The 21278-nt window shown below is 70.2% G+C and carries 18 protein-coding genes; 10 read left to right on the forward strand and 8 right to left on the reverse strand.

The window, feature by feature from the left end; translation table 11 throughout:
* Positions 1-38: 38 nt before the first annotated feature.
* The 6 genes from N5D62_RS02620 to N5D62_RS02645 form a co-directional block, all read right to left on the reverse strand.
* A complete protein-coding gene (locus N5D62_RS02620) occupies positions 39-1751 on the reverse strand; it encodes a TolC family protein (protein WP_279755902.1) in 1713 nt (570 codons plus the stop codon).
* Positions 1748-2776, reverse strand: a complete 1029-nt coding sequence (locus N5D62_RS02625; protein WP_279755903.1) for an HlyD family secretion protein — start codon at positions 2774-2776, stop codon at positions 1748-1750. The genes N5D62_RS02620 and N5D62_RS02625 overlap by 4 nt, the downstream gene beginning before the upstream one ends.
* A 126-nt stretch (positions 2777-2902) precedes the next feature.
* Complete coding sequence (locus N5D62_RS02630) at positions 2903-3121, reverse strand: DUF1656 domain-containing protein (RefSeq protein ID WP_279755904.1); 219 nt, start codon at positions 3119-3121, stop codon at positions 2903-2905.
* Positions 3118-5379, reverse strand: coding sequence for an FUSC family protein (locus N5D62_RS02635; protein WP_279755905.1), 2262 nt, complete (start codon positions 5377-5379; stop codon positions 3118-3120). Before N5D62_RS02635 ends, N5D62_RS02630 begins: the two co-directional genes overlap by 4 nt.
* Positions 5380-5404: 25 nt before the next feature.
* On the reverse strand, positions 5405-5911 hold the full coding sequence (locus N5D62_RS02640) for a MarR family winged helix-turn-helix transcriptional regulator (protein ID WP_279755906.1): 507 nt from the start codon (positions 5909-5911) through the stop codon (positions 5405-5407).
* A gap of 160 nt (positions 5912-6071) precedes the next feature.
* Positions 6072-7430, reverse strand: coding sequence for an MFS transporter (locus N5D62_RS02645; protein ID WP_279755908.1), 1359 nt, complete (start codon positions 7428-7430; stop codon positions 6072-6074).
* 203 nt (positions 7431-7633) lie between these two features.
* Here N5D62_RS02645 and cyoA point away from each other — a divergent pair, with 203 nt between their 5' ends.
* The 7 genes from cyoA to N5D62_RS02680 all read left to right on the forward strand — a co-directional run bounded on the left by cyoA (position 7634) and on the right by N5D62_RS02680 (position 14563).
* Entirely contained in the window at positions 7634-8707 is a 1074-nt protein-coding gene (cyoA, locus tag N5D62_RS02650; RefSeq protein WP_279755909.1) for a ubiquinol oxidase subunit II, read from the forward strand.
* A 67-nt stretch (positions 8708-8774) separates the two neighbouring features.
* The gene (cyoB, locus tag N5D62_RS02655; RefSeq protein ID WP_279755910.1) at positions 8775-10769 is read left to right on the forward strand and encodes a cytochrome o ubiquinol oxidase subunit I; all 1995 of its coding nucleotides are present in this window, start codon (positions 8775-8777) and stop codon (positions 10767-10769) included.
* Positions 10770-10807: 38 nt separating this feature from the next.
* A complete protein-coding gene (cyoC, locus tag N5D62_RS02660) occupies positions 10808-11416 on the forward strand; it encodes a cytochrome o ubiquinol oxidase subunit III (RefSeq protein ID WP_279755936.1) in 609 nt (202 codons plus the stop codon).
* Positions 11413-11808 (forward strand): cytochrome o ubiquinol oxidase subunit IV, encoded by a 396-nt coding sequence (gene cyoD / locus N5D62_RS02665; RefSeq protein ID WP_279755911.1) that lies wholly within the window; start codon positions 11413-11415, stop codon positions 11806-11808. The genes cyoC and cyoD overlap by 4 nt, the downstream gene beginning before the upstream one ends.
* Complete coding sequence (locus tag N5D62_RS02670) at positions 11808-12584, forward strand: SURF1 family protein (RefSeq protein ID WP_279755912.1); 777 nt, start codon at positions 11808-11810, stop codon at positions 12582-12584. The genes cyoD and N5D62_RS02670 overlap by 1 nt, the downstream gene beginning before the upstream one ends.
* Before the next feature lie 10 nt (positions 12585-12594).
* Positions 12595-14001 (forward strand): ATP-binding protein, encoded by a 1407-nt coding sequence (locus tag N5D62_RS02675; protein ID WP_347881796.1) that lies wholly within the window; start codon positions 12595-12597, stop codon positions 13999-14001.
* A complete protein-coding gene (locus N5D62_RS02680) occupies positions 13994-14563 on the forward strand; it encodes a response regulator transcription factor (protein WP_279755913.1) in 570 nt (189 codons plus the stop codon). The genes N5D62_RS02675 and N5D62_RS02680 overlap by 8 nt, the downstream gene beginning before the upstream one ends.
* A 79-nt stretch (positions 14564-14642) precedes the next feature.
* Here N5D62_RS02680 and N5D62_RS02685 read toward each other — a convergent pair whose 3' ends face one another.
* A complete protein-coding gene (locus tag N5D62_RS02685) occupies positions 14643-15110 on the reverse strand; it encodes a hypothetical protein (RefSeq protein WP_279755914.1) in 468 nt (155 codons plus the stop codon).
* Positions 15111-15425: 315 nt separating this feature from the next.
* Here N5D62_RS02685 and N5D62_RS02690 point away from each other — a divergent pair, with 315 nt between their 5' ends.
* The 3 genes from N5D62_RS02690 to N5D62_RS02700 are packed head-to-tail and all read left to right on the forward strand — an operon-like array spanning position 15426 to position 20651.
* Positions 15426-19685 (forward strand): RHS repeat-associated core domain-containing protein, encoded by a 4260-nt coding sequence (locus N5D62_RS02690; RefSeq protein WP_279755915.1) that lies wholly within the window; start codon positions 15426-15428, stop codon positions 19683-19685.
* Positions 19686-19719: 34 nt separating this feature from the next.
* Complete coding sequence (locus tag N5D62_RS02695; RefSeq protein WP_279755916.1) at positions 19720-20310, forward strand: hypothetical protein; 591 nt, start codon at positions 19720-19722, stop codon at positions 20308-20310.
* A gap of 20 nt (positions 20311-20330) precedes the next feature.
* Positions 20331-20651 (forward strand): RHS repeat protein, encoded by a 321-nt coding sequence (locus tag N5D62_RS02700; protein ID WP_279755917.1) that lies wholly within the window; start codon positions 20331-20333, stop codon positions 20649-20651.
* 6 nt (positions 20652-20657) lie between these two features.
* On the opposite strand, the gene N5D62_RS02705 is transcribed toward N5D62_RS02700, so the two are convergent.
* Complete coding sequence (locus tag N5D62_RS02705) at positions 20658-21215, reverse strand: HNH endonuclease (RefSeq protein ID WP_279755918.1); 558 nt, start codon at positions 21213-21215, stop codon at positions 20658-20660.
* Positions 21216-21278 lie beyond the last annotated feature (63 nt).

Raw genomic sequence — 21278 nt, forward strand, 5'->3', positions numbered from 1 at the left:
CCGGGTCCCGCCATGCCGGAACGTCCCATGAGCGCGCTCTACAGCCGTGAACTCGCCGTGCCGGAACGCTCCGCGCGCAGGTTCCGCGTGCCGGAGCTCCCCGTGCCGGCGCTCCGCGTGCCGGGATGGGCGCCCTCGCTGCTCATCGCGGCCACGCTGGCGGGCGTCTGCCTGCTGACCTCGGTCGGCGCGGGCGCCTCGTCCTGCGCGGTCGTCGTCGCGGATTCCCATCCGCCGCCCAGCGCCAGGAAGAGCTGCACCTGCTCGTCGATCAAGGCGGCATCGGACGCGGCGAGCGCCGCGTCGCTGGTGGCCAGCGCGCGCTCGGCATCGAGCGCGTCCAGGTAACCGACCTTGCCGCCCTGGTAGAGCCGCCGCGCCTGGCCGGCCACGACCGCCGCCTCGTCGCGCGAGGCCGCCAGCGCCGCGCGCCGGTCCAGCTCGCGGGCGTACTGGTTGAGCGCGGTCTCGGTCTCGCGCAGCGCGTTCAGCACCACGCCGTCGAAGCGCGCCGCCGCCTGCCGCGTGCCGGCCTCGGCCTGCGCGATGCGCGCATCGGCGACGCCGTTGTTGGGCAAGGTCCACGAGATCAGCGGCCCCAGGCTCCAGCTCAGCGTGTCGCTCTTGCCGAAGCCGGCCAGGGTGCCCGCCGAACCGGCCGACAGCCCCAGCGTGATCTTCGGGTACCGGTCCGCGATGGCGACGCCGATCCGCGCCGTCGCCGCGTGCAGCTCGCGTTCGGCCTGGCGGATGTCGGGCCGGCGGCGCAGCAGCGCGGCGCCGTCGCCGACCGGGATCGTGCCCGCGACGCGTGGCGCGACGTGGCAGTCGGCCAGCGCGCGCGGGAAGTCCTCCGGCAACTCGCCGGTCAGCGTCGCCAGCCGGTACAGCGCCGACTGGCGTTGCGCCAGCAGCGGCGGCAGCGCCGCCTTCAGTTGCTGGAGTTGGCTGCGCCCGCGCGCGGCGTCGATCTCGCCGACGCGGCCGGCGCGCTGCAGCTGCTCGGTGACCTCCAGCGCCTCGCGCTGCAGCTCGACCGAGTGCGTCGCCGACGCGAGCCGCTGCCCCGTCGCGCAGGCTTCCGCGTAGGCGCGCGCGGTGCCGGCCGCGACATTCACCTTGACCAGGTCCAGCGCGGCCGCGGCGGCCTCGGTGCTGGCCTGCGAGGACTCGACCGCGCGCCGGATCTGGCCGAACAGGTCCAGCTGGTACGACAGGCCGACGCCCGCGCTGTAGCGGTAGGTGTCGGGCGGGACGTAGTCCTTCTTCAGCATCGACAGGCCGGACGGATGGCCGAAGCTCGGGCCGCCGTTGACGCTGACCGTCGGCTTCTCGCCGCCTCGCACTTCGGACTCCAGGGCCTGGACGCGCTCGAGATTCGCGGCCGCCTGGCGCAGGTCGGTGTTGCGCGCGAGCGCGCGTTCGATCAGCTCGTCGAGGGCCGGGTCCTGGAACAGCCGCCACCAGTGCGGCGGCAAGGGCGCGCTGTCGAACGGCGCGGGCGCCGGCGCGGACGCGGTGGTCGACGACCCGTTTGCTGTATCCGCCGCAGGTCCTGCTCCGGCCCCCGCCGCGCCGCCTCCGACCGCCGCCGCGGCGCGTTGCTGTTCAAGGAAGGGCTCGGCCGCGCGCGGCTTCATCACGACGGCGTCCGCCGGCACCTGGTAGTCCGGCCCCTTGGGCGCCGTCGAGCAGGCCGCGAGCGCCGCCGCGGCGATCAATGCCAGTGCGTGCTTGATGGCGGTGCTCATGACGTCGCTCCCGGCAGGCGGGCCGCCGTCGTCGCGGTCTTCGAGGCGGGCGCGGATCCGGCGGTCGACCCGGCCGGGGATCCGCCTTGCGACGCCGTCTTCGACCCGTCCTTAGATCCGTCCTTCGTTCCGTCCTTCGTTCCGGAGCTCGAAGCGGACAGCACCTGGACGGTGACCGTCTGTCCGGCGACGAGCCGCTCGCCGGCGGGCAGCGGATCGAGCTTGACCCGCACCGGCACGCGCTGGGGCAGCCGCACCCAGTTGAAGGTCGGGTTGACGCTGGGCAGCAGGTTGGCGCTGGTGCTGCGGTCGCGGTCGGCGATGCCGGCGGACAGACTCTCGACGCGTCCGGTCAGGGCGCGGCTCGCGCCCATCGGCCGCACCTCGACGGCGTCGCCGACGTGGATGCGCGGCAGCTTGGTCTCCTCGAAGTAGCCCTCGACGTAGAGCGACTCCGCGTCGACCAGCGCCAGCACCGGATGGCCGGCGCTCGCGTAGGCGCCCTGGCGCAGGTCGAAGTTGGTGATCGTGCCGGAGGAGGGCGCGCGGATCTCGGCGCGCGCCAGGTTGAGCCGGGCGGCATCGACGGCGACCTCGGCCTGCGCGACCGCGGCGCGCGCCTGGTCGGCGCGGCTGCGGGTCTGCTCGCGCGACTCCTGCGAGACCAGCGTGCCCAGGCCGCTGTTGCGCTCGGCCTCGCGCAGCGACTGCGCCAACGCGACCTTCTGCGCGGCGAGCTGCGCCTGCGCCTGGCGCAGCGCGAGCTCGAAACGCGCGCGGTCGACCTCGAACAGCAGCGCGCCGGCGGCCACGCGCTGGTTGTCCTGCACCGGCACCGCGGTGACCAGGCCGGAGACGTCCGGTGCGATCTGCACGACGTTGGCGCGCACGCGGCCGTCGCGGGTCCAGGGCTGCAGCTCGTAGCGGTCCCACAGCTGGCGGGCCGCCCACAGCGCGCCGCCGACCGCGGCCAGCGTGACCAGCATCGAGACGGCGCGGCGAAGGGGGAAGGAGGAAAGCTTCATGTCGTCGGGTCCGGAAGTCCGGAGTCGTTCAATCGGTGGATCGGTCGCTCGATGGATCGGTGGATCGGTGGATCGATGCGTCGGAGGCGCGTTGGATCGGAAGGTGGCGGTGGCGCGCGAGCGCCGTCACCCGGGGCCGTGCAGCACGCGCAGCGATACGCCGCTCAGAACCCACAGCAGCAGCAGGTAGGTCGCGACGTCGAACAGCGCCGGATGCCAGATCCAGCGGTAGGCGCCGACCCAGGCCAGCAGCCGCCGCACGACGGACAGGGCCAGCAACGCCAGCAGCGCCAGCGGCATCAGCCAGGGCAGGTAGAGCCCGAAGAAATCCACTGCGCCGGTCATGTCCGGGTCTCCTGGTCAGTCTGGTGGGTAGCGTTGATCTCATCGGCCGCGAGCGGCGCTTCGGCCTCGGCGACGACGGGCACGGGCAGCGTCGCCACCGGCGCGTCGGGGAACAGGTTGCGCCGCAGGCCCATCAGCGCGCCGGCGGCCGGACGGGCTTCGGCGGGCAGCGGGCGCGAGGCCGGGTAGGCCTCGACGAGGCCCGCCAGCGCCGCATCCACGCGCGTCAGCAGCGCGGCCGGCGGTGCCGCCAGCGCCTCGGCCTGGCCGGCGACCCGCGCCCGCAGCCAATCGCCCAGCGCCGCCAGCAGCGACGGCAACGGTCTTTCCGCCTCGGCGTGGAGTCGCCCGCGCACGCCCTGCAGCGCGACCAGATCGGCGCCCAGGCGCAGGTCGCGCAGCGCGTCGTCGGTGGGCACGCCCGGCACCGAGCCGCCGGACTGCGCGACACGCGGCGCCAGCAGCGAGATGCGGTCCAGCATGCGCAGCAGGTAGGCCTGCCCGCGCCCGGCCGAGCGCGGCAGCCGGGCCAGGTCGTCGAGCTCGCGCCAGGTCGCGCGCTGGATGCGGCGGGCGCTCCAATCCGCGCCGACCGAGCGCATCAGCCGCGTCACGCGCGCCGCGACGAAGATCCCCACCAACTGGCCCGACATCGAGTTCAGGAAGCTCGTCAGGTCCGCCTGCGCGGTGTCGTGCATGACCAGCGTGCCCATGACGCCGAACAGGAAGGGCAGCGCCGCCCCCACCGTCGACGGCCGGCCGACGAAGGCGCCGACGACGAGGAACAAGGGCGCGCAGATCGCCATCAGCGTCCACATGTCCTGCACCAGCGGCAGCAGCACCAGCACGTACAGCGCGCCGAAGGGCATGGACCAGATCGTCCAGGTGAGGAAGCCGTTGATGGCCGGCACCGGGTCGTCCATCGCCGCGAAGAAGCAGCAGAAGATCGCCGCCATCATCGCGGCCGCCGATCCGACCGGCCAGCCGGTGAGGATCCAGAACGCGCAGCAGACGAGGATGGCAATCAGCGCCGCCGCGCCGGACCACAGCGCCATCCCCAGGTCCAGGTGCAGCTTCGGCCCGCCGGTCGCCGGGGCCGGGCGCATCTGCATCGGCGCGCCCGACAGGCCGCGGTCGATGTCCGCGCGCAGTTGCACGCCGTGCAGCCAGCCGTCGAGCAGCTCGCCCAGCCGCTCCGCCAGCGCCACGCGCAGCAGCCGCGCCCAGGGATCGCCGGCCAGTTGCTCGCGGGACGCTTCGCCGGTCAGCGCCGCGAGTGCCGCGCGCAACTCGGGCAACTGCGCCTCGGCCTGCGCCGGCGGCAGCGCCAGCCACGGCCCGAGCCGGTCCAGCAGCGCCCGCACGTCGGCGGGCAGCCCGCCGTGGGCCTCCAACGCCCGCAGCCGGTCCTCGACGCTCGCCAGCAGCGGCGTCAGCGCCGCGACGCGGTCCTGCATCGCATGGACGGCGTCGGCGGTCCAGCGCAGGTGGCTGGTGTCGAACGGGATGTGGGTCGACAGCAATCGCAGCTGCGTGATGTCGCCCGCGACACGGCGGCGGTCCGCGCCGCCGTCGCGCCGCGCGGCGATGTCGCTCAGCCAGGCGCGGGTGTCGCCCAGCGTGCGGTCGAGCAGCCCCAGCACCGAGCCCGCCAGGCTGTTGGGCAACACCAGGCTGTGCACCAGCGTGGCCGACAGCACGCCCAGGCCGATTTCCTCGAGACGGGCGACCGCCGTGTCGAAGATCGTCAGCGGCGTGTCCACCGCCGGGAAACCGATCAGCGCCGCCGTGTAGCCGGCCAGCATGAAGGCATAGGCGCGCGGCGTGCGGTCGCGCAGCGACAGCGTCAGGCAGCCCGCCACCCACAGCGCCAGCGCCAAGCTCAGCAGCTCCGGCGCGTTGGCGAAGCGCGGGACCATCAGCACCGCCGCCGTGCCGCCGACCAAGGTGCCGATGAAGCGGAACAGGCCCTTGGAGCGCACCGCGCCCGCCATCGGGTGCGCGACGATGTAGGCCGTCATCAGCGCCCAGAACGGCCGCGGCTGGCCGGCCCAGCTCGCCAGGAACACCGCCAGCATCGCGGCGGCGAAGGCCTTGAACGAGAAGATCCATTCCGCGCGGGTGAAGCCGGGCCGCAGGAGGGCCGGCACCCGGACCCAGGAGGACAGGGCGGGAAGCGCGGGCAGGGCGAGCCGCAGGGGCCGGACCGGTCCGGCGCTCCGGCGCGACGAGGCGAAGGGGAGGGCGGGGAACTTCATGGCCGGGGGACGACGGGCGGCCGCTTCACTTGCGCCGCGGCGGCACGATCGGCTGGGGCGCGCCGACGCGCTCGGCCAGCGTGGCGAAGACGCGCAGCGCGGCCTCGATGTCCGCGTCCGGGATGTCCTGGTAGAGCTCGTTGCGCAGGTCACGCAACGTGACCTCGAGCTGCTCGCTGGCCTGCGCGCCCAGCGCCGTCAGGTGCAGCGTCTTGGCGCGGCGGTCGTCGGGGTCCTCCAGGCGCTCGATGAAGCCGCCCGAGATCAGCTGGTCCAGCGACCGCGTCAGCGACGGCCCCTCGATGCCCAGCAGCGTCGCCAGCTCGCCCTGGCGCAGGCCGTCGCCCTGGCGGCCGATCATCACCAGCGGCCAGGCCAGCGCCTGCGACAGGCCCACGTGTGCGATCGCCAGGTTGGCGCGGGCGCGGTACGCCCGTTCCAGCACCGGCAGCGTCACGCCCAGCGTCATCAGGGCGGTCTCGCGCGCGGTGCGCGTCAGCGTGCGGAGGGGCTTGGCCGTCGAGGAGTTCATGCCGGCCATTCTAAATAGGTAGCTTGCTATCTAATTCGGTAGGGTTATTCGGCGCGATGCATCGGGGGTCCACAAAGGAAAACGGCCGGTCTGTCGACCGGCCGTTGTGTTTTCGCGTCGCGGGCTGTCAAGCCCTGTCGCGGGTTCCCGCGTCAGCGGATCAGTCCTTGTCTTTCATCTGGAGCATGCGATTCGTCCGCAAGGCCACCAGCGTGCAGACCGAGCCCGAGATCAGGTAGGCGGTGACCGCCCACAGCCCGTAGTGCGCCGACAGCCCCAGCGCCACCAGCGGGGCGAAGGCCGCGCCGATGATCCAGGCCAGGTCCGAGGTCAGCGCCGCGCCGGTGTAGCGGAAGTGGGGCAGGAAGTTGGAGGTCACCGCGCCCGAGGACTGGCCGTAGGACAGCCCCAGCAGCACGAAACCGACCAGGATGAAGATGTTCTGCCCCATGGACCCGCTGTCCAGCAGGATCGGCGTGAACAGGCTGAAGATGCCGATCGTCGTGGCCAGCGTGCCCAGCGTGCTGCGCCGCCCGATGCGGTCGGCCACCATGCCCGACAGCGGCATCGCCGCCGCCGCCAGCAGCGCCCCGATGACCTGCACCGTCAGGAACTGCGTGACGTTCTGGTCCCCGTACAGCATCACCCACGACAGAGGGAACACCGTGACGATGTGGAAGAGGGCATAACTCGCCAGCGCCGCGAACGCGCCGATGAAGACGTTGGAACCCTGCTGCGAGAACAGCTCCGAGGTGTCGCACGGATCGAGCTCATGCGCCTCGAGGTTCTTCTCGTACTCGTGCGTCACCACCAGGCGCAGCCGCGCGAACAGCGCCACGACGTTGATCGCGAACGCGGCGAAGAACGGATAACGCCAGCCCCAGCTCAGGAAGTCGATCGTGGCCAGGCTGCTCCACAGGTAGGCGTACACCGCCGCGGCGATCAGGAAGCCGATCGGCGCCCCGAGCTGCCCCAGCATCGCGTACCAGCCGCGCCGGCCTTCCGGCGCGTTCAGCGCCAGCAGCGACGGCAGCCCGTCCCACGACCCGCCCAGCGCCAGGCCTTGCCCGATGCGGCAGGCGGCCAGCAGGGCGATGGCCGCACCGCCCCAGGTGTTGAATCCAGGCAACACCGCGATCGTGCAGGTCGAGATCCCCAGCAGGAACAACGCCACCGTCAGCTTCACGCTGCGCCCGAAACGGCGCTGGATCTCCATGCCGACCAGCGTCCCGATCGGCCGCACCACGAAGGCCAGCGCCAGCAGCGCGAAGGCGTACAGCGTGCCCTCCAGCCGGTCCAGGTGGGGGAAGAAGATCGACGGGAACACCAGCACCGAGGCGATGCCGTAGACGAAGAAGTCGAAGTACTCCGAGGCCCGCCCGATCACCACGCCGACGGCGATGTCGCCCGGGGCGATCGCGTCCTGTTCCTCCTGCGTCGCCACCCCGCTGCCTCGCGGCAGCGGCTGGCCCACGGTGCTGAGGTGTTGCCCGGCTGTCGAAAGGGTGCTGCTGTTCATACGTCTCCTACCTGGGACAAAATGTCCAATAGTTGGTTTGAGTCAATCGGGCAAAATCTGCGCCCGGCGTGCAACGGTCGACAAGTGTCGTTTTCCCCTTTATCGCTTTCCCTCCGGAGGAAACCCCCAGGTTTCGGACGACGGGATCCCGATGCGTGAAGGGGGCTCCGCGTGAACTACGCCTGCTGGTCTGCTGAAGTCCCATGTACCTCAAAGCATCTCTGAAAACAAGTCTCGCCCGCCTCTCCCGTCTCGGGTTGCTGGCATTGGCGCTGCCCCTGTCCGCCTGCAACATGGTCGTGATGAAGCCCTCGGGCGACATCGCCAACCAGCAGGCGCAACTGATCGTCGCCTCGACGCTGCTGATGTTGCTGATCATCGTCCCGGTGATCATCCTGACGCTGGTCTTCGCGTTCCGCTACCGCGCGTCCAACACCCAGGCGACCTATTCGCCGGAGTGGGACCACTCGACCCGCCTGGAACTGATCATCTGGGGCGCGCCCCTGCTGATCATCATCGCGCTGGGCGCGATGACCTGGATCTCGACCCACAAGCTCGACCCGTTCCGCCCGCTGGAGCGCCTGGACGCCCAGCGCGCGATCCCCGCCGGCGTGGAGCCGCTGACCGTCGAGGTCGTGGCGCTGGACTGGAAGTGGCTGTTCATCTACCCCGAGCAGGGCATCGCCACCGTCAACGAGCTGGCCGCGCCGGTGGATCGCCCGATCCACTTCAAGATCAGCTCGTCCACCGTGATGAACGCGTTCTACGTGCCCGCCATGGCCGGCATGATCTACGCGATGCCCGGCATGCAGAGCCAGCTGCACGCGGTCATCAACAAGCCCGGCGTGTATGACGGCTTCTCCGCCAACTTCAGCGGCGACGGCTTCTCGCACATGCGCTTCAAGTTCCACGGCCTGTCCAACGACGAGTTCGCCGCCTGGGTCGAGCGCAACAAGGCCGACGGCGTCGCGCTGACCAAGGACCTGTACCTCGACCTGGAGAAGCCCTCGGAGCGCCAGCCGGTGCGCCGCTTCGCCAGCGTCGCCCCCGGACTGTTCGACGCGGTCGTGAACCGCTGCGTCGACGGCTCCAAGATGTGCATGGGCCAGATGATGGCGATCGACGCCGCCGGCGGCGGCGGCAAGGGGTCCATCGACGGCCTGGCCAGCAAGGCCTGGAGCAACGAACAGCGGCGCATCTTCGTCGCCTCGCTGTGCACGCCCGACAACGCGGGCCAGTACGCCTCCCAGTGGCAGGCCTCGGCCACCCGTAACTGACCCGCAGGACCCGGCGTCGCGCTGACCCCCAGACGCGCCGGGCCCGCAAGCACTCTCGAGATCCAAGATGATTGACGCTCAAAAGCTCATCTTCGGGCGCCTCAGCCTGGAGGCGCTCCCGCTGCACGAGCCGATCCTGGTCGGCACCTTCGCCATGGTCGCCCTGGGCGGCCTGTTCGTCCTCGCGCTGATGACGAAGTTCCGGCTGTGGGGCCCCTTCTGGCGTGACTGGGTGACCAGCATCGACCACAAGAAGATCGGCATCATGTACATCGTGCTGGGCCTGGTGATGCTGCTGCGCGGCTTCGCCGACGCGCTCATGATGCGCGCCCAGCAGGCCCTGGCCTTCGGCGACCAGCTCGGCTTCCTGCCCCCGCACCACTACGACCAGGTCTTCACCGCCCACGGCGTGATCATGATCTTCTTCGTGGCGATGCCGCTGATCACGGGCTTCATGAACTACGTCGTGCCGCTGCAGATCGGCGCGCGCGACGTGGCCTTCCCGTTCCTGAACAACTTCAGCTTCTGGATGACCACCGGCGGCGCCGTGCTGTGCATGATGTCGCTGTTCGTGGGCGAGTTCGCGCGCACCGGCTGGCTGGCCTATCCGCCGCTGTCGGGCCTGCTGGCCAGCCCCGGCGTCGGGGTGGACTACTACATCTGGTCGCTGCAGGTCGCGGGGGTCGGCACCACGCTCTCGGGCATCAACCTGATCGCCACCATCATCAAGATGCGGGCGCCGGGCATGACCATGATGAAGATGCCGGTCTTCACCTGGACCTCGCTGTGCTCGAACATCCTGATCGTGGCCTCGTTCCCGATCCTGACCGCGGCCCTGGCGCTGCTGTCGCTGGACCGTTACGCCGGCACCAACTTCTTCACGACGGACCTCGGCGGCAACGCCATGATGTACGTCAACCTGATCTGGATCTGGGGCCACCCCGAGGTCTACATCCTGGTCCTGCCGGCCTTCGGCATCTTCTCGGAAGTGGTCTCGACCTTCAGCCAGAAGAAGCTGTTCGGCTACGCGTCGATGGTCTACGCGACCGTCGTGATCACGATCCTGTCGTACCTGGTGTGGCTGCACCACTTCTTCACGATGGGCTCGGGCGCCAGCGTCAACTCGTTCTTCGGCATCACGACGATGATCATCTCGATCCCCACGGGCGCGAAGATCTTCAACTGGCTGTTCACGATGTACCGCGGCCGCATCAAGTTCGAGGTCCCGATGTACTGGACCATCGGCTTCATGGTCACCTTCGTGATCGGCGGCATGACGGGCGTGCTGCTGGCGGTGCCGCCGGCGGACTTCGTGCTGCACAACTCGCTGTTCCTGATCGCGCACTTCCACAACGTGATCATCGGCGGCGTGCTGTTCGGCCTGCTGGCCGGCATCTCGTACTGGTTCCCGAAGGCCTTCGGCTACAAGCTCGATCCGTTCTGGGGCAAGTGCTCGTTCTGGTTCTGGCAGATCGGCTTCTTCGTCGCCTTCATGCCGCTGTACGTGCTGGGCCTGATGGGCGTGACCCGCCGCATGAGCCACTTCGACGACCCGTCGCTGCAGATCTGGTTCCAGGTCGCCGCGTTCGGCGCGCTGCTGATCGCCGCGGGCATCGGCTCGTTCCTGATCCAGCTGGTGGTGTCCTTCCTCAAGCGCGACCAGCTGCGCGACGTCGACGGCGATCCGTGGAACGGCCGCACGCTGGAGTGGTCGACCTCGTCGCCCCCGCCGCAGTACAACTTCGCGTTCACGCCGGTGGTGCACGACCACGACGCGTGGCACGACATGAAGACCCGCGGCCACCAGCGCCCGGTCGGCGGCTTCAAGGAGATCCACATGCCCAAGAACACCGGCGCGGGCGTGATCCTGGCCGGCCTGTCGACGCTGTTCGGCTTCGCCCTGATCTGGCACATGTGGCTGGTGGCCGGCGTCGCCTTCGCGGTGACGGTGATCGCCGCGATCGTCCACACCTTCAACTACAAGCGCGACTACTACATCCCCGCCGATGAAGTGGCCCGCACGGAGGACGCCCGCACGAAGGTGCTGGCCGCCCAGGCCTGAACGCGCAGCGAGCGATATCCAACATGCAAGCAACGACCATGACGAACAACACCGGCGCGCCGGTGTTCTACGACAACGGCGACCACCATCCGCAGCACGGCACGCTCCTCGGGTTCTGGATCTACCTGATGAGCGACTGCCTGATCTTCGCGGTGCTGTTCGCGACGTACGCGGTCCTGGGCCGCAGCTACGCGGCCGGCCCGTCGGGCGCCGACCTCTTCGACCTGCCGCTGGTGGCGCTCAACACGGGCTTCCTGCTGCTGTCGTCGATCACGTACGGCTTCGCGATGATCAAGATGCTGGCCAACAAGAAGCAGGGCACGCTGGCCTGGCTGGCGGTCACCGGCATCCTGGGCCTGTGCTTCCTGGCCGTGGAGCTCTACGAGTTCGCGCACCTGATCCATGAAGGCGCGGGCCCGCAGCGCAGCGCGTTCCTGTCGTCCTTCTTCACGCTGGTGGGCACGCACGGCCTGCACGTCACCTTCGGCACGATCTGGCTGGTGACGCTGATGGTCCAGGTGACCAAGCTGGGCCTGACCAAGGAGAACAAGCGCCGCCTGATCTGCCTGTCGATGTTCTGGCACTTCCTGGACGTAATCTGGATCGGTGTCTTCACCTTCGTTTATCTGATGGGAGCGCTGCAGTGAGCGACCATGACCACAAGCACGACGACCACGGCCACGGCCATGGTCACGACGATCACGACGACGTCGGCTACCACGCCACCGTCAAGGGCTACGTGATCGGTTTCATCCTGTCGGTGATCCTGACGGCGATCCCGTTCTGGCTGGTGATGGGCAAGGTCATCGCCTCGCCGGCGACCACCGGCATCGTGCTGCTGGCCTTCGCGGCGGTGCAGATCGTGGTCCACATGATCTATTTCCTGCACATGAACTCGAAGGTCGAGGGCGGCTGGTCGATGCTGTCGCTGATCTTCACGATCGCCGTCGTGGTGATCATGCTGGCCGGCTCGATCTGGGTGATGTTCCACCTGAACAGCAACATGATGCCGATCCACGACATGCGCAACATGCCTTGATGACCGACGTTCATCCGGACACGCCGCGGCCGCGCCGCAGCACCGCCTTCTGGGCGCTGCTGCTGGGCGCGGCCCTTTTGTTTGCGGCCTTCCTCGCGCTGGGCGCGTGGCAGGTGCAGCGCATGGCGTGGAAGCGGGACCTGATCGCGCGCGTGGACGCGCGGCTGGCCGCCGAGCCGGCGCGCGCGCCCGGCGCGGACCGCTGGGACGCGATCACGAAGGCGGACGACGAGTACCGCCGCGTCGTGCTGACCGGCACCTTCGACCATTCGCGCGAGACGCTGGTGGGCGCCAGCACCGAGCTGGGCACCGGCTACTGGGTGCTGACGCCGCTGCGCACCGTGCGCGGCGACTGGGTGCTGGTGAACCGCGGCTTCGTGCCGCCGGCCTTCAAGGCGCGGGCCTCGCGCACCGCGTCGGAGACGCAGGGCGAGGACCGCGTCGTCGGCCTGCTGCGCCTGACCGAGCCCGGCGGCAGCCTGCTGCGCCGCAACGTGCCGGAGCAGGACCGCTGGTACTCGCGCGACGTCGAGGCGATCGCCAAGGCGCGGCGCGTGGTCGAGGGCCCGGTGGCGCCGTACTTCGTCGACGCGGCCGTGGCGGACGACCACACCCGCTGGCCGCGCGGCGGCCTGACGGTGGTGCGCTTCGCCGACAACCACCTGCAGTACGCGCTGACCTGGTTCGCGATGGCGGCGATGACGGCCGGCGTCGGCGTGTGGCTGTGGCGCGTCGAGCGCCGCCGCGCGACGGACCCGACCGCGGCGCGGGACTGAGGCCGCGACCATGCCGATGAGCCGTCCGGATCCGGACGACGACCACCCCGACGACAGCCGCATGCTCGACGGCGCGCCCGGCGCGCTGGCGATGGACGGGGGCTCCGCCGAGGGCCGCGCGCTGCAGGCCGGCCGCAACAACCTGCAGCAGCTGGTGCAGCTGCGCTGGCTGGCGGCGGCGGGGCAGTTCGGGACGGTGCTGTCGGTGCACTTCGCGCTGCACATCCGGCTGCCGATGCCGGAGATGCTGACGCTGCTGGCGGTGCTGGTGCTGTTCAACGTCGCCTGCTGGCTGCGCACGCGCTGGGTGCCCAGCGTGCGCAACGCCGAGCTCTTCGCCGGACTGCTGGTCGACATCGCGGTGCTCAGCGGCCAGCTGTACTACAGCGGCGGCGTCACCAATCCCTTCATCTTCCTGTTCCTGCTGCAGATCGCGGTGGGCGCGGTGCTGCTGCCCTCGCGCTACATCTGGTTCACGGTGGCGGTGACCGGCGGCTGCTTCGTCGCGCTGACGCAGTGGCACCAGCCGCTGCTGGTGCCCGACATGGAAGGCCTGTCGCTGCCGCCGCACTACATCGGCGGCCTGCTGATCTGCTTCGCGATCAACGCCGCGCTGCTGGTGATCTTCATCCAGCGCATCGGGCGCAACCTGCGCCAGCGCGACGCGCGCCTGGCCGACCTGCGCCAGCGCGCCGCCGAGGAGGAACACATCGTGCGCATGGGCCTGCTCGCCTCGGGCGCGGCGCACGAGCTGGGCACGCCGCTGGCGACGCTGTCGGTGATCCTGGGCGACTGGTCGCGGATGGCGCCCTTCGCCGGCGACCCGGAGCTGCGCGAGGAGATCGAGGAGATGCAGGTCCAGCTGCGGCGCTGCAAGGCGATCGTCAGCGGGATCCTGATGTCGGCGGGCGAGCTGCGCGGCGAGGCGCCGGTGGTGACGACGCTGCAGGCCTTCCTCGACGACCTGGTCCAGCACTGGCTGACGACGCGGACGCACCACGGGCTGGAGTACCGGCCCGATCCGCGCCTGCCCAAGGTGCGCATCGTCTCGGACGTCGGGCTCAAGCAGATGATCGACAACGTGCTGGACAACGCGCTCGAGGCCGCGCCCGGGCAGCCGGTGACGCTGCGCGCGGATGCCGAGGATGGCCAGCTGGTGCTGCGCGTCGTGGACCGCGGGCCGGGGTTCCTGCCGGAGATGCTGGAACGCTTCGGCAAGCCCTATCAATCGAGCAAGGGCCGCGCCGGCGGCGGGCTGGGGCTCTTCCTGGCGCTGAACGTGGTGCGCTCGCTGGGCGGGCGGCTGCGGGCGCGCAACCGGCTGGCGGAGGAGGGCGGCGGCGCGGAGGTGGAAATCCGCATGCCCCTGTCGGCGCTGGCGCCGCTGGACCTGCCGGACAATGTCGCCCATGGATGAGCTGACCGCCTCGGATACCGACCGCCTGCTGTTGATCGTCGAGGACGACGACGCGTTCGCGCGCACGCTGTCGCGTTCGTTCGAGCGCCGCGGCTACCAGGTGCTGCGCGCGACCAGCGTGGAGCAGGTGCAGAAGCTGCTGGCCGAGCGCGGGCGCGAGGAGGCGCCGGAGTACGCGGTCGTCGACCTGAAGCTGGCGGGTGGCGGCTCGGGCCTGGCCTGCGTGCAGACGCTGCACGAGCACGACGCGGAGATGGTGATCGTCGTGCTGACCGGCTACGCGAGCATCGCCACGGCGGTGGAGGCGATCAAGCTCGGCGCGCGGCATTACCTGGCCAAGCCGGCCAACACCGATGACATCGAGGCCGCGTTCTCGCGCGCGCTGGGCGACGCGGAGGTCGAGGTGACCGAGCGCGCGACGACCTCGATCAAGACGCTCGAGTGGGAGCACATCCACGAGACGCTGGCGGCGACCGACTTCAACATCTCGGAGACCGCGCGGCGGCTGGGCATGCACCGGCGCACGCTGGCGCGCAAGCTGGAGAAGCAGCGGGTGAAGTGAGCGGGGCGCCCGTCGGGGCGGCCCAGGAAGGACGAAGGGGCCCGTGAAGGGCCCCTTGTCGTTGGCGAGTCCGGTGGACTCAGTTCGTGCGGGTCGTCGCCGGCGCGCGCACCACGCGGGACTTGCCGCCGGTGGTGACGATGATCACGGGCTCGCCGGCGATCCAGTTCTCGTTGCCCTGCGCCTGGACGACCGCGCGGCGCTCGCCGTTGCGCAGCTGCAGCAGGATCTCGACGGCTTGCTCCTTGGTCACGCCGCGCTCGACGGCGTTGCCCAGCGCCGCGCCGGCCACGGCGCCCAGCACGCCGACCACGATGCCCTCGCGGTGGCCACCGACGCTGCCGCCGGCCACGCCGCCGACGACCGCGCCGGTCAGCGCGCCGGCGCCGCTTTGGGAGCCGTCCACGGTCACGGGCCGGACCGACAGGACGGTAGCGTCCTGCACCTGGGACATCCGCTGCGCGTCACCGCGCTGGATCACATCGGGGCTCGTCGTCGAGCAGGCGGCCAGGGCGGCCACCATCGTGGCAATCAGCAGCTTTTTCATCACATCTCTCCAAGTCGGTGAACGGGCCAACGTGGTCCCGCGACCTTCCGTTGACCGTACACAAGTCTTTACCCATCGCGACCGTCGCGTCACCGGCCAACGCCCAGGCGGGCAGGCGGGCGGGCGGCGGCCCAAGGGACTCACTCTACAGGAGTCGCGTTCCGCTCCACCGTGGCGATCGGCATGCCCACGCTGGCGATGGCGCCTCCGAGGCCGGGCGATGTCCGGCGCGCCAGCGGGGCGGTCGGGGGAATCCTCGGACGCGGCCGGGGAAGGAAGGCTTCTAGACTCCGGCCCCGTCAGGGAGGAAAACAAATGAACACGAACCGGCATGACCGGGGCGCCGCCGTCGCGCGTCCGGGACAAGGCCTGCTGCCCGTCATGGGCGCGGTGATGGCGCTCGCGGCGACCTGCCAGGCGGCGCAAGCCCAGGAAGTCAATCCGAATCCGGCGCCGAGCGTGCAACTGATCGATCCCATGGGCGTCGACATGACCAGCGGTCGCATCCGCTATGTCGGCGGCGTGCTGTCGATCGGCGACGCGGGCAAGCCGGCGCTGTCGACCAACTGGTTCAGCTACAACATCGGCGTCACCGGCGCGACGCCGCTCGGCGGCGCCGGCTACAGCGAGTACGTCTGCATCCGGCCGGGGCAATTCGGATGCGCGGGCATCGGCGCGATGCATTACAAGCTCGGCGACCGCGTGGTGCTCGACGTCGCGCTGAAGAAGTACGGCGGCGATGTCTCGGGCAACGTCGTCACCGAGCCGGACGGCACGCAATGGACCTTCGCGCCGTACTCGTCCGCCTCGCCGCCTTACCTGGGCACCAACACGCAGGCCCGGATGGCTGCCACGCTGCAGTCCGTCCGCTACCCCGACGGCGAGCAATTGACCTTCACCTACGCCAATGGCACGGCGATCCGCGCCGTCGTCAGCTCCCGCGGCTACATGCTGCACCTCACGCCGGGCACCGTGAACGGGTGGAGCCGCGCGGTGATGATCAACCTGCGCGACGACTACTGCGACCCGAACGCGCCGACCTGCACGCCCGGTGCGCCGAAGTCGCTGGTGGTGACGGCGCAGACGGCGGATGGCGCGACCACCGTCACGGATCCCGCGGGCCGCATCGCCCGGCTGGTCGCCACCGGCGCGGATCCCCGCACGATGACCGTTTCCACGCCGGAAGGACGCTCCCTGTCCTGGACCGAGCGCCTGCTCGGCGTCATGCCGACCTGTCTGGCGGGCAGTTCGGTGACGACGCAGGCGGCCACGTCGGCCGGTACCTGGAACTACGCGTACACCTTCGCGACGAACTACTGCAACACCGGCGTGGCGCCCGACTTCGTGGCGACGGACGCGCTCGGCGGCACGACGTCGGTGAAGGGCAACGGGACGACCTACGCCGATCCGCTCGGCCGGGTCAGCTACTACGGCTGGAGCCTGCTGGGCAGCACCCGGGACCAGGTCACCGGCGGCTCCGCGCCGGTCAGCGTCATTCCCCCGTCCGGCGGCAGCGGCGGCAGCCTGAACGATGCCTACGGCAGCCTCTACAAGCCGTCGACGATGACCCGGCCCGAGGGCGACCGGGTCGAATACACGTACGACGGCCGCTGGAACCTCATCAAGACCGAGCTCAAGCCCAAGCCCGGCTCGGGCCAGACGACGACGATCGTCACCAGCGCCAGCTATCGCGCCTGCACCAACGTCGCCGACTTCAAGGTCTGCAATCAGCCGCAGACCACCACCGACGCCGACGGCAAGGTCACGACCTACACCTACGACCCGGCCTCGGGCAAGGTGGCCACGGTGACGCTGCCGGAGGTGACGTCGCCAGCCGGGACCGTGCAGCCGCAGACCCGCCACGAGTACTCGGCGCTGTACGCGGTCTATCGCCAGGCGGCGGGCGCCGCGCCCGCCCGGGCGCCCGCGCCGATCTACCGGCTGACGCGCAAGGCGAGTTGCCTGACGATGACGCTGGCGACCTGTGCGGGGACCGTGGACGAAGTCGTCACCACCTACGGCTACAACGACAACCTCCAACTGGCCTGGACCACGACCGCCTCGGGCGATGGGGCCCGGTCCGCGACCGTCAGCTTCGAGTACGACACGCTGGGCGACCTCGTGAAACAGACGGGCCCCCTGGCCGGCCAGATCACGCGGCATTTCTATGACGCGGCACGCCAGCGGTACGCGACGATCGGCGCGGACCCCGATGGCGACGGCCCGTCGGGCGCGCCGGTCACCTGGACCACCTACGACAAGGATGGGCTGCCGGTGTCGGTGCGCGCCGGCTACAGCATGTCCGGCGAGCTGGACGGTTTCGTACCGATGCAGGAGACGCGCACCGCCTATGACGGCGCCAAGCGCAAGGTGTCGGAGGAGGTCTTCGTCGAAGGCGTGCTGGCCTCGCGCACGAGCCTGAGCTACGACGCGCTCAACCGGCCGCTGTGCACGACGGTGCGGATGAACCTCGCGGTGGCGGCGCCCGCGGATGCCTGCGAAGCGGGTCCCGCCGGTCCCGCGGGCCCGGACCGGATCACGCGCCACGCGCATGACGCCGCAGGCCAGCTGCAGTCCGTGAAGCAGGCCGTGGGCACCGCGCTGGAGCGGGTCGAGCGCACCCAGACCTTCACCGCCAACGGCAAGCTGGCGACCATCGCCGATGCCAACGGCAACCTCACGGCCACGGTGTATGACGGCTTCGACCGCGCCGCGCGGACCAAGTTCCCGAATCCGTCGCTGCCGGGTGCCGCCAACGAGAACGACTACGAGGAGATCCAAGCCTATGACGGCGGCTCCCGTCCGCTGGTGCGGCGCTTGCGCGACGGCAACCTGGTGCGCTTCGGCTATGACGCGCTGGGCCGGGTGACCTCGACCGAGGTGACGCCGCTGGCGTCCGGCGAGGCGGCGCGCACCACCTACGTCCACGACGCCGCGGGACATCTGCGCAGCGCCAGCGACAGCAACGGCTCCGCGGTCATCCGGGCGTACGACGCGCTCGGATGCAAGACCTCGGAGCAGGATGCCTTCGGCACCAAGCGCATCGACTGCGACGCGGCCGGCCGTCCGGTCCGGCTCACGTATGCCGACGGGTTGCAGCTGCGGTATGCCCACCGGCTGGACGACCAGTTCCTGAGCATCGGCGAGGTGAACGGCGCCGAGTTGATGGCCTATGGCTACGACGCGGCGGGACGGCAGCGGCGCGTGACGCGTGGCAACGGCGTCGTGTCGACGGTGGATTTCGGCGCCGGTGCGATCGGCGTCACGGCCTTCGGCCATGCCGTTCCCGGCGCGGCCGTGAACATCGGTCTGAGCTACAGCCCGGCGGGGCAGGTGACCGGCATCGCGCGCGACAACGGCGCCTACGGCCGTCCCACGGTGGTGGCCCAGACGTCCGCCTACGGCGTGAACGGACTGAACCAACTGACCACCGTCGACGGCGCGCCCACGGTCCACGATGCGCGCGGCAACCTCACGCAGGCGCAGGGGCACACCTGGGCCTACACCGTGCTGAACCGGCTCGCGGGCGCGGATGGCGCCACGCTGACCTATGACGCGATGGGCCGCCTGTCCGGCATCCGCAAGGGCGCAGCGACCACCCGCTTCGAGTACATCGGCGAATCGTTGATCGCCGAGCGCGACCAGGACGGCACGTTGCTGCGCCGGTTCGTGCCGGGGCGCACCGCGGACGATCCGCAGCTCTGGTACGAAGGCGCGGGCACCTCGCGGCCGCGCTGGATGCATGTCGACCAGCAGGGATCGGTCATCGCGGTCACCGAGTCGGAGGGGCGCCTGCTGGCGATCAACCGGTACGACGAATACGGCCAACCCGCCGCGGGCAACGTCGGGCGCCACCAGTACACCGGACAGCTCTGGCTGCCGGAGGTGGGCCTGCATTCCTACAAGGCGCGGATGTATCACCCGGGCCTCGGACGCTTCCTGCAGACCGATCCCGTGGGCTACGGCAGCGGCGACCTCAACCTCTACGCCTATGTCGGCAACGACCCGATCAACCGAGCGGACCCCAGTGGGGAGACCTGCCGCATCCAGCAGCAGCAGGAGGGCCAGCGGGACGGGGTCTGCCGCATCGACAAGCTCGACGGCAAGGAACTCACCGACGAGGTGCGGAACAAGCTGTCGAAGGCGCTGCAGAAGTTCATCGCCGAGCGCGAGGCCGAGATGACGCGCGACTTCAAGAAGCTGCTGGGCGCCAAGCAGTCCCGCAGCGTGACCGCCTCGCTGTCCACGGACTCGGGCACGGCGGTGGACATCACGTTCAAGGTCGGCGAGTTGACGCAGCTGTTCATCGACACGCAGATCACGCTGAACACGTCCGCCAGCCCGGATGGCGCGGCGGGCAAGGCCCTGGGCGACGAGATCGCCCTGTACCAACCGGGCCTGAGGAACGCCGGCGAGTCGGGGCGTGCCAGCGTCTACCTGCATGAAATGATCCACCTCACCGACAAGGCCAAGGAATGGAACCGCGTCTTCGGCGTGGGGCGGAACAATCCGCAGATCGTTCCCGAGCGTCACAACAGCCAGTTCGATCAAGCGATCCGGCAGATGTTCAAGTGAGGCGCCGGGGACCGGCGTTGCAAAGGGGACCGACATGACCACCCGCCCTTGGAAGATCGCGCGCGCGGCACTGCTGGCGTTGCCGGCGGCCGCCTGCGTGGCCGCGCCCGCCGACGGCGTGTATGCGTACCCCTGCGACGGCCATGCGTCGCTGTTGATGTTCAACCTCAAGACCGGACGCATCGCCAAGTCGATCGCCGACGGTGACGGGCGCGAGTCGGTGTTCACCATTCCCATTCCCTGCGACGACGAACTGAAGTTCTGCGTCCGGGAGGGCTTCGATCCGCTGCGCGGCGCCGAGCAGGCCCATGTCTTCGCCGTGCCTCGGCAACTGCGGGCCGGCGCGACCTATCGCGCCGGGGAGTTCTCGTTCCGGGTGGGGGCGTTCAGCCGCTCGCCGTCGGGCCGGCTGTCGGCCTGGATCGACGTGACACCGGCGCGGGAGCTCAGCGGACCCTATGCCTTGCGCGTGGAGGACCGGCGCGGCGTGGTCGAGGTCCGCTTCGACGCCTTGAGCGCGCTGGCCAATCGCGACCGGGAGGCGCCGAGACCGGTGGGCGCGCTGACCTGTGCGATCGAGCCGGGCAAGGAAGCCCTGTTCTCCCGGATCAGGTTCATGAAATGAAAGAGGGAAGGAGTCGAAAGATGCCCCACGTGTTCCAGTCACCGCGCCGCCTCACGCGGCGCCTCGTCGCGATCGGCCTGTCGGCCGCGATCGTGTTGCCCGCGTCGGCCCAGCAGGCCCCGGTCGAGGACGACGACCTGCTGGACCTGGTGATGCCGATCGTGCTGGCGGCGATCAAGAAGAACCAGGTGCAGCCGCCCGTGTCGGAGAGTTATCGCTACGACGCGCTGGGCCGGATCGAGCAGGTGACCTACTCCAACGGCGCGACGGTGACTTACACCTATGACGCCGCCGGCAACCGCAAGGCGGTGGCGCGCACGGCGCCGGCCTCGTCGAATTGAGCGGCGTCAGGCCAGATACAACCGCGACGACTTCGGCACGCTCGCCAGCAGGAACTCCATCTGGTCGGCCAGGATGCGCCGGCCGCGCAGGATCATGTCCTCGTGCAGGCTGGGCACGTAGGGCAGGTACAGCAGCGTCATGCGCGCCTCCTCCGGCGTGCGGTTGCCCTTGCGGCCGTTGCAGGCGCGGCAGGCGGTGATGCAGTTCATCCACGTGTCCTGCCCGCGGCGCGACACCGGCTGGATGTGCTCCCGCGTCAGCAGGTCCGGATGGTGGCGGTGGCCGCAGTAGGCGCAGACATGCCGGTCGCGCGCGAACAGCTTGAAGTTGGACAGCGCCGGCGCCTGGCGCCACGCGCGGCTCGGGATCGCGCCGCGCACCGCGACGATCGGGTGCAGCTCGATGCGCGATTGCAGCCCCGTGCGCTGGTAACCGCCGCGCAGGACGTGGAAAGGCTCGCCAAGCGTCCACGCGATCGCGTCGCTGGCGTACAGCACCGCTGCTTCCTTCGTCGAGATCCAGGCCTGCGGTCGGCCCGAGATGTCCAGCTGCAGAACGTCCACGGTCGATGACCTCCAGCGACAAAGGGTAATCCAGTCGCAGGGGGCAACTCAAGTGCCAGGCGG

It is taken from the genome of Mitsuaria sp. GD03876 (assembly GCF_029840635.1).
In the GTDB taxonomy this organism is placed as follows: domain Bacteria; phylum Pseudomonadota; class Gammaproteobacteria; order Burkholderiales; family Burkholderiaceae_C; genus Roseateles.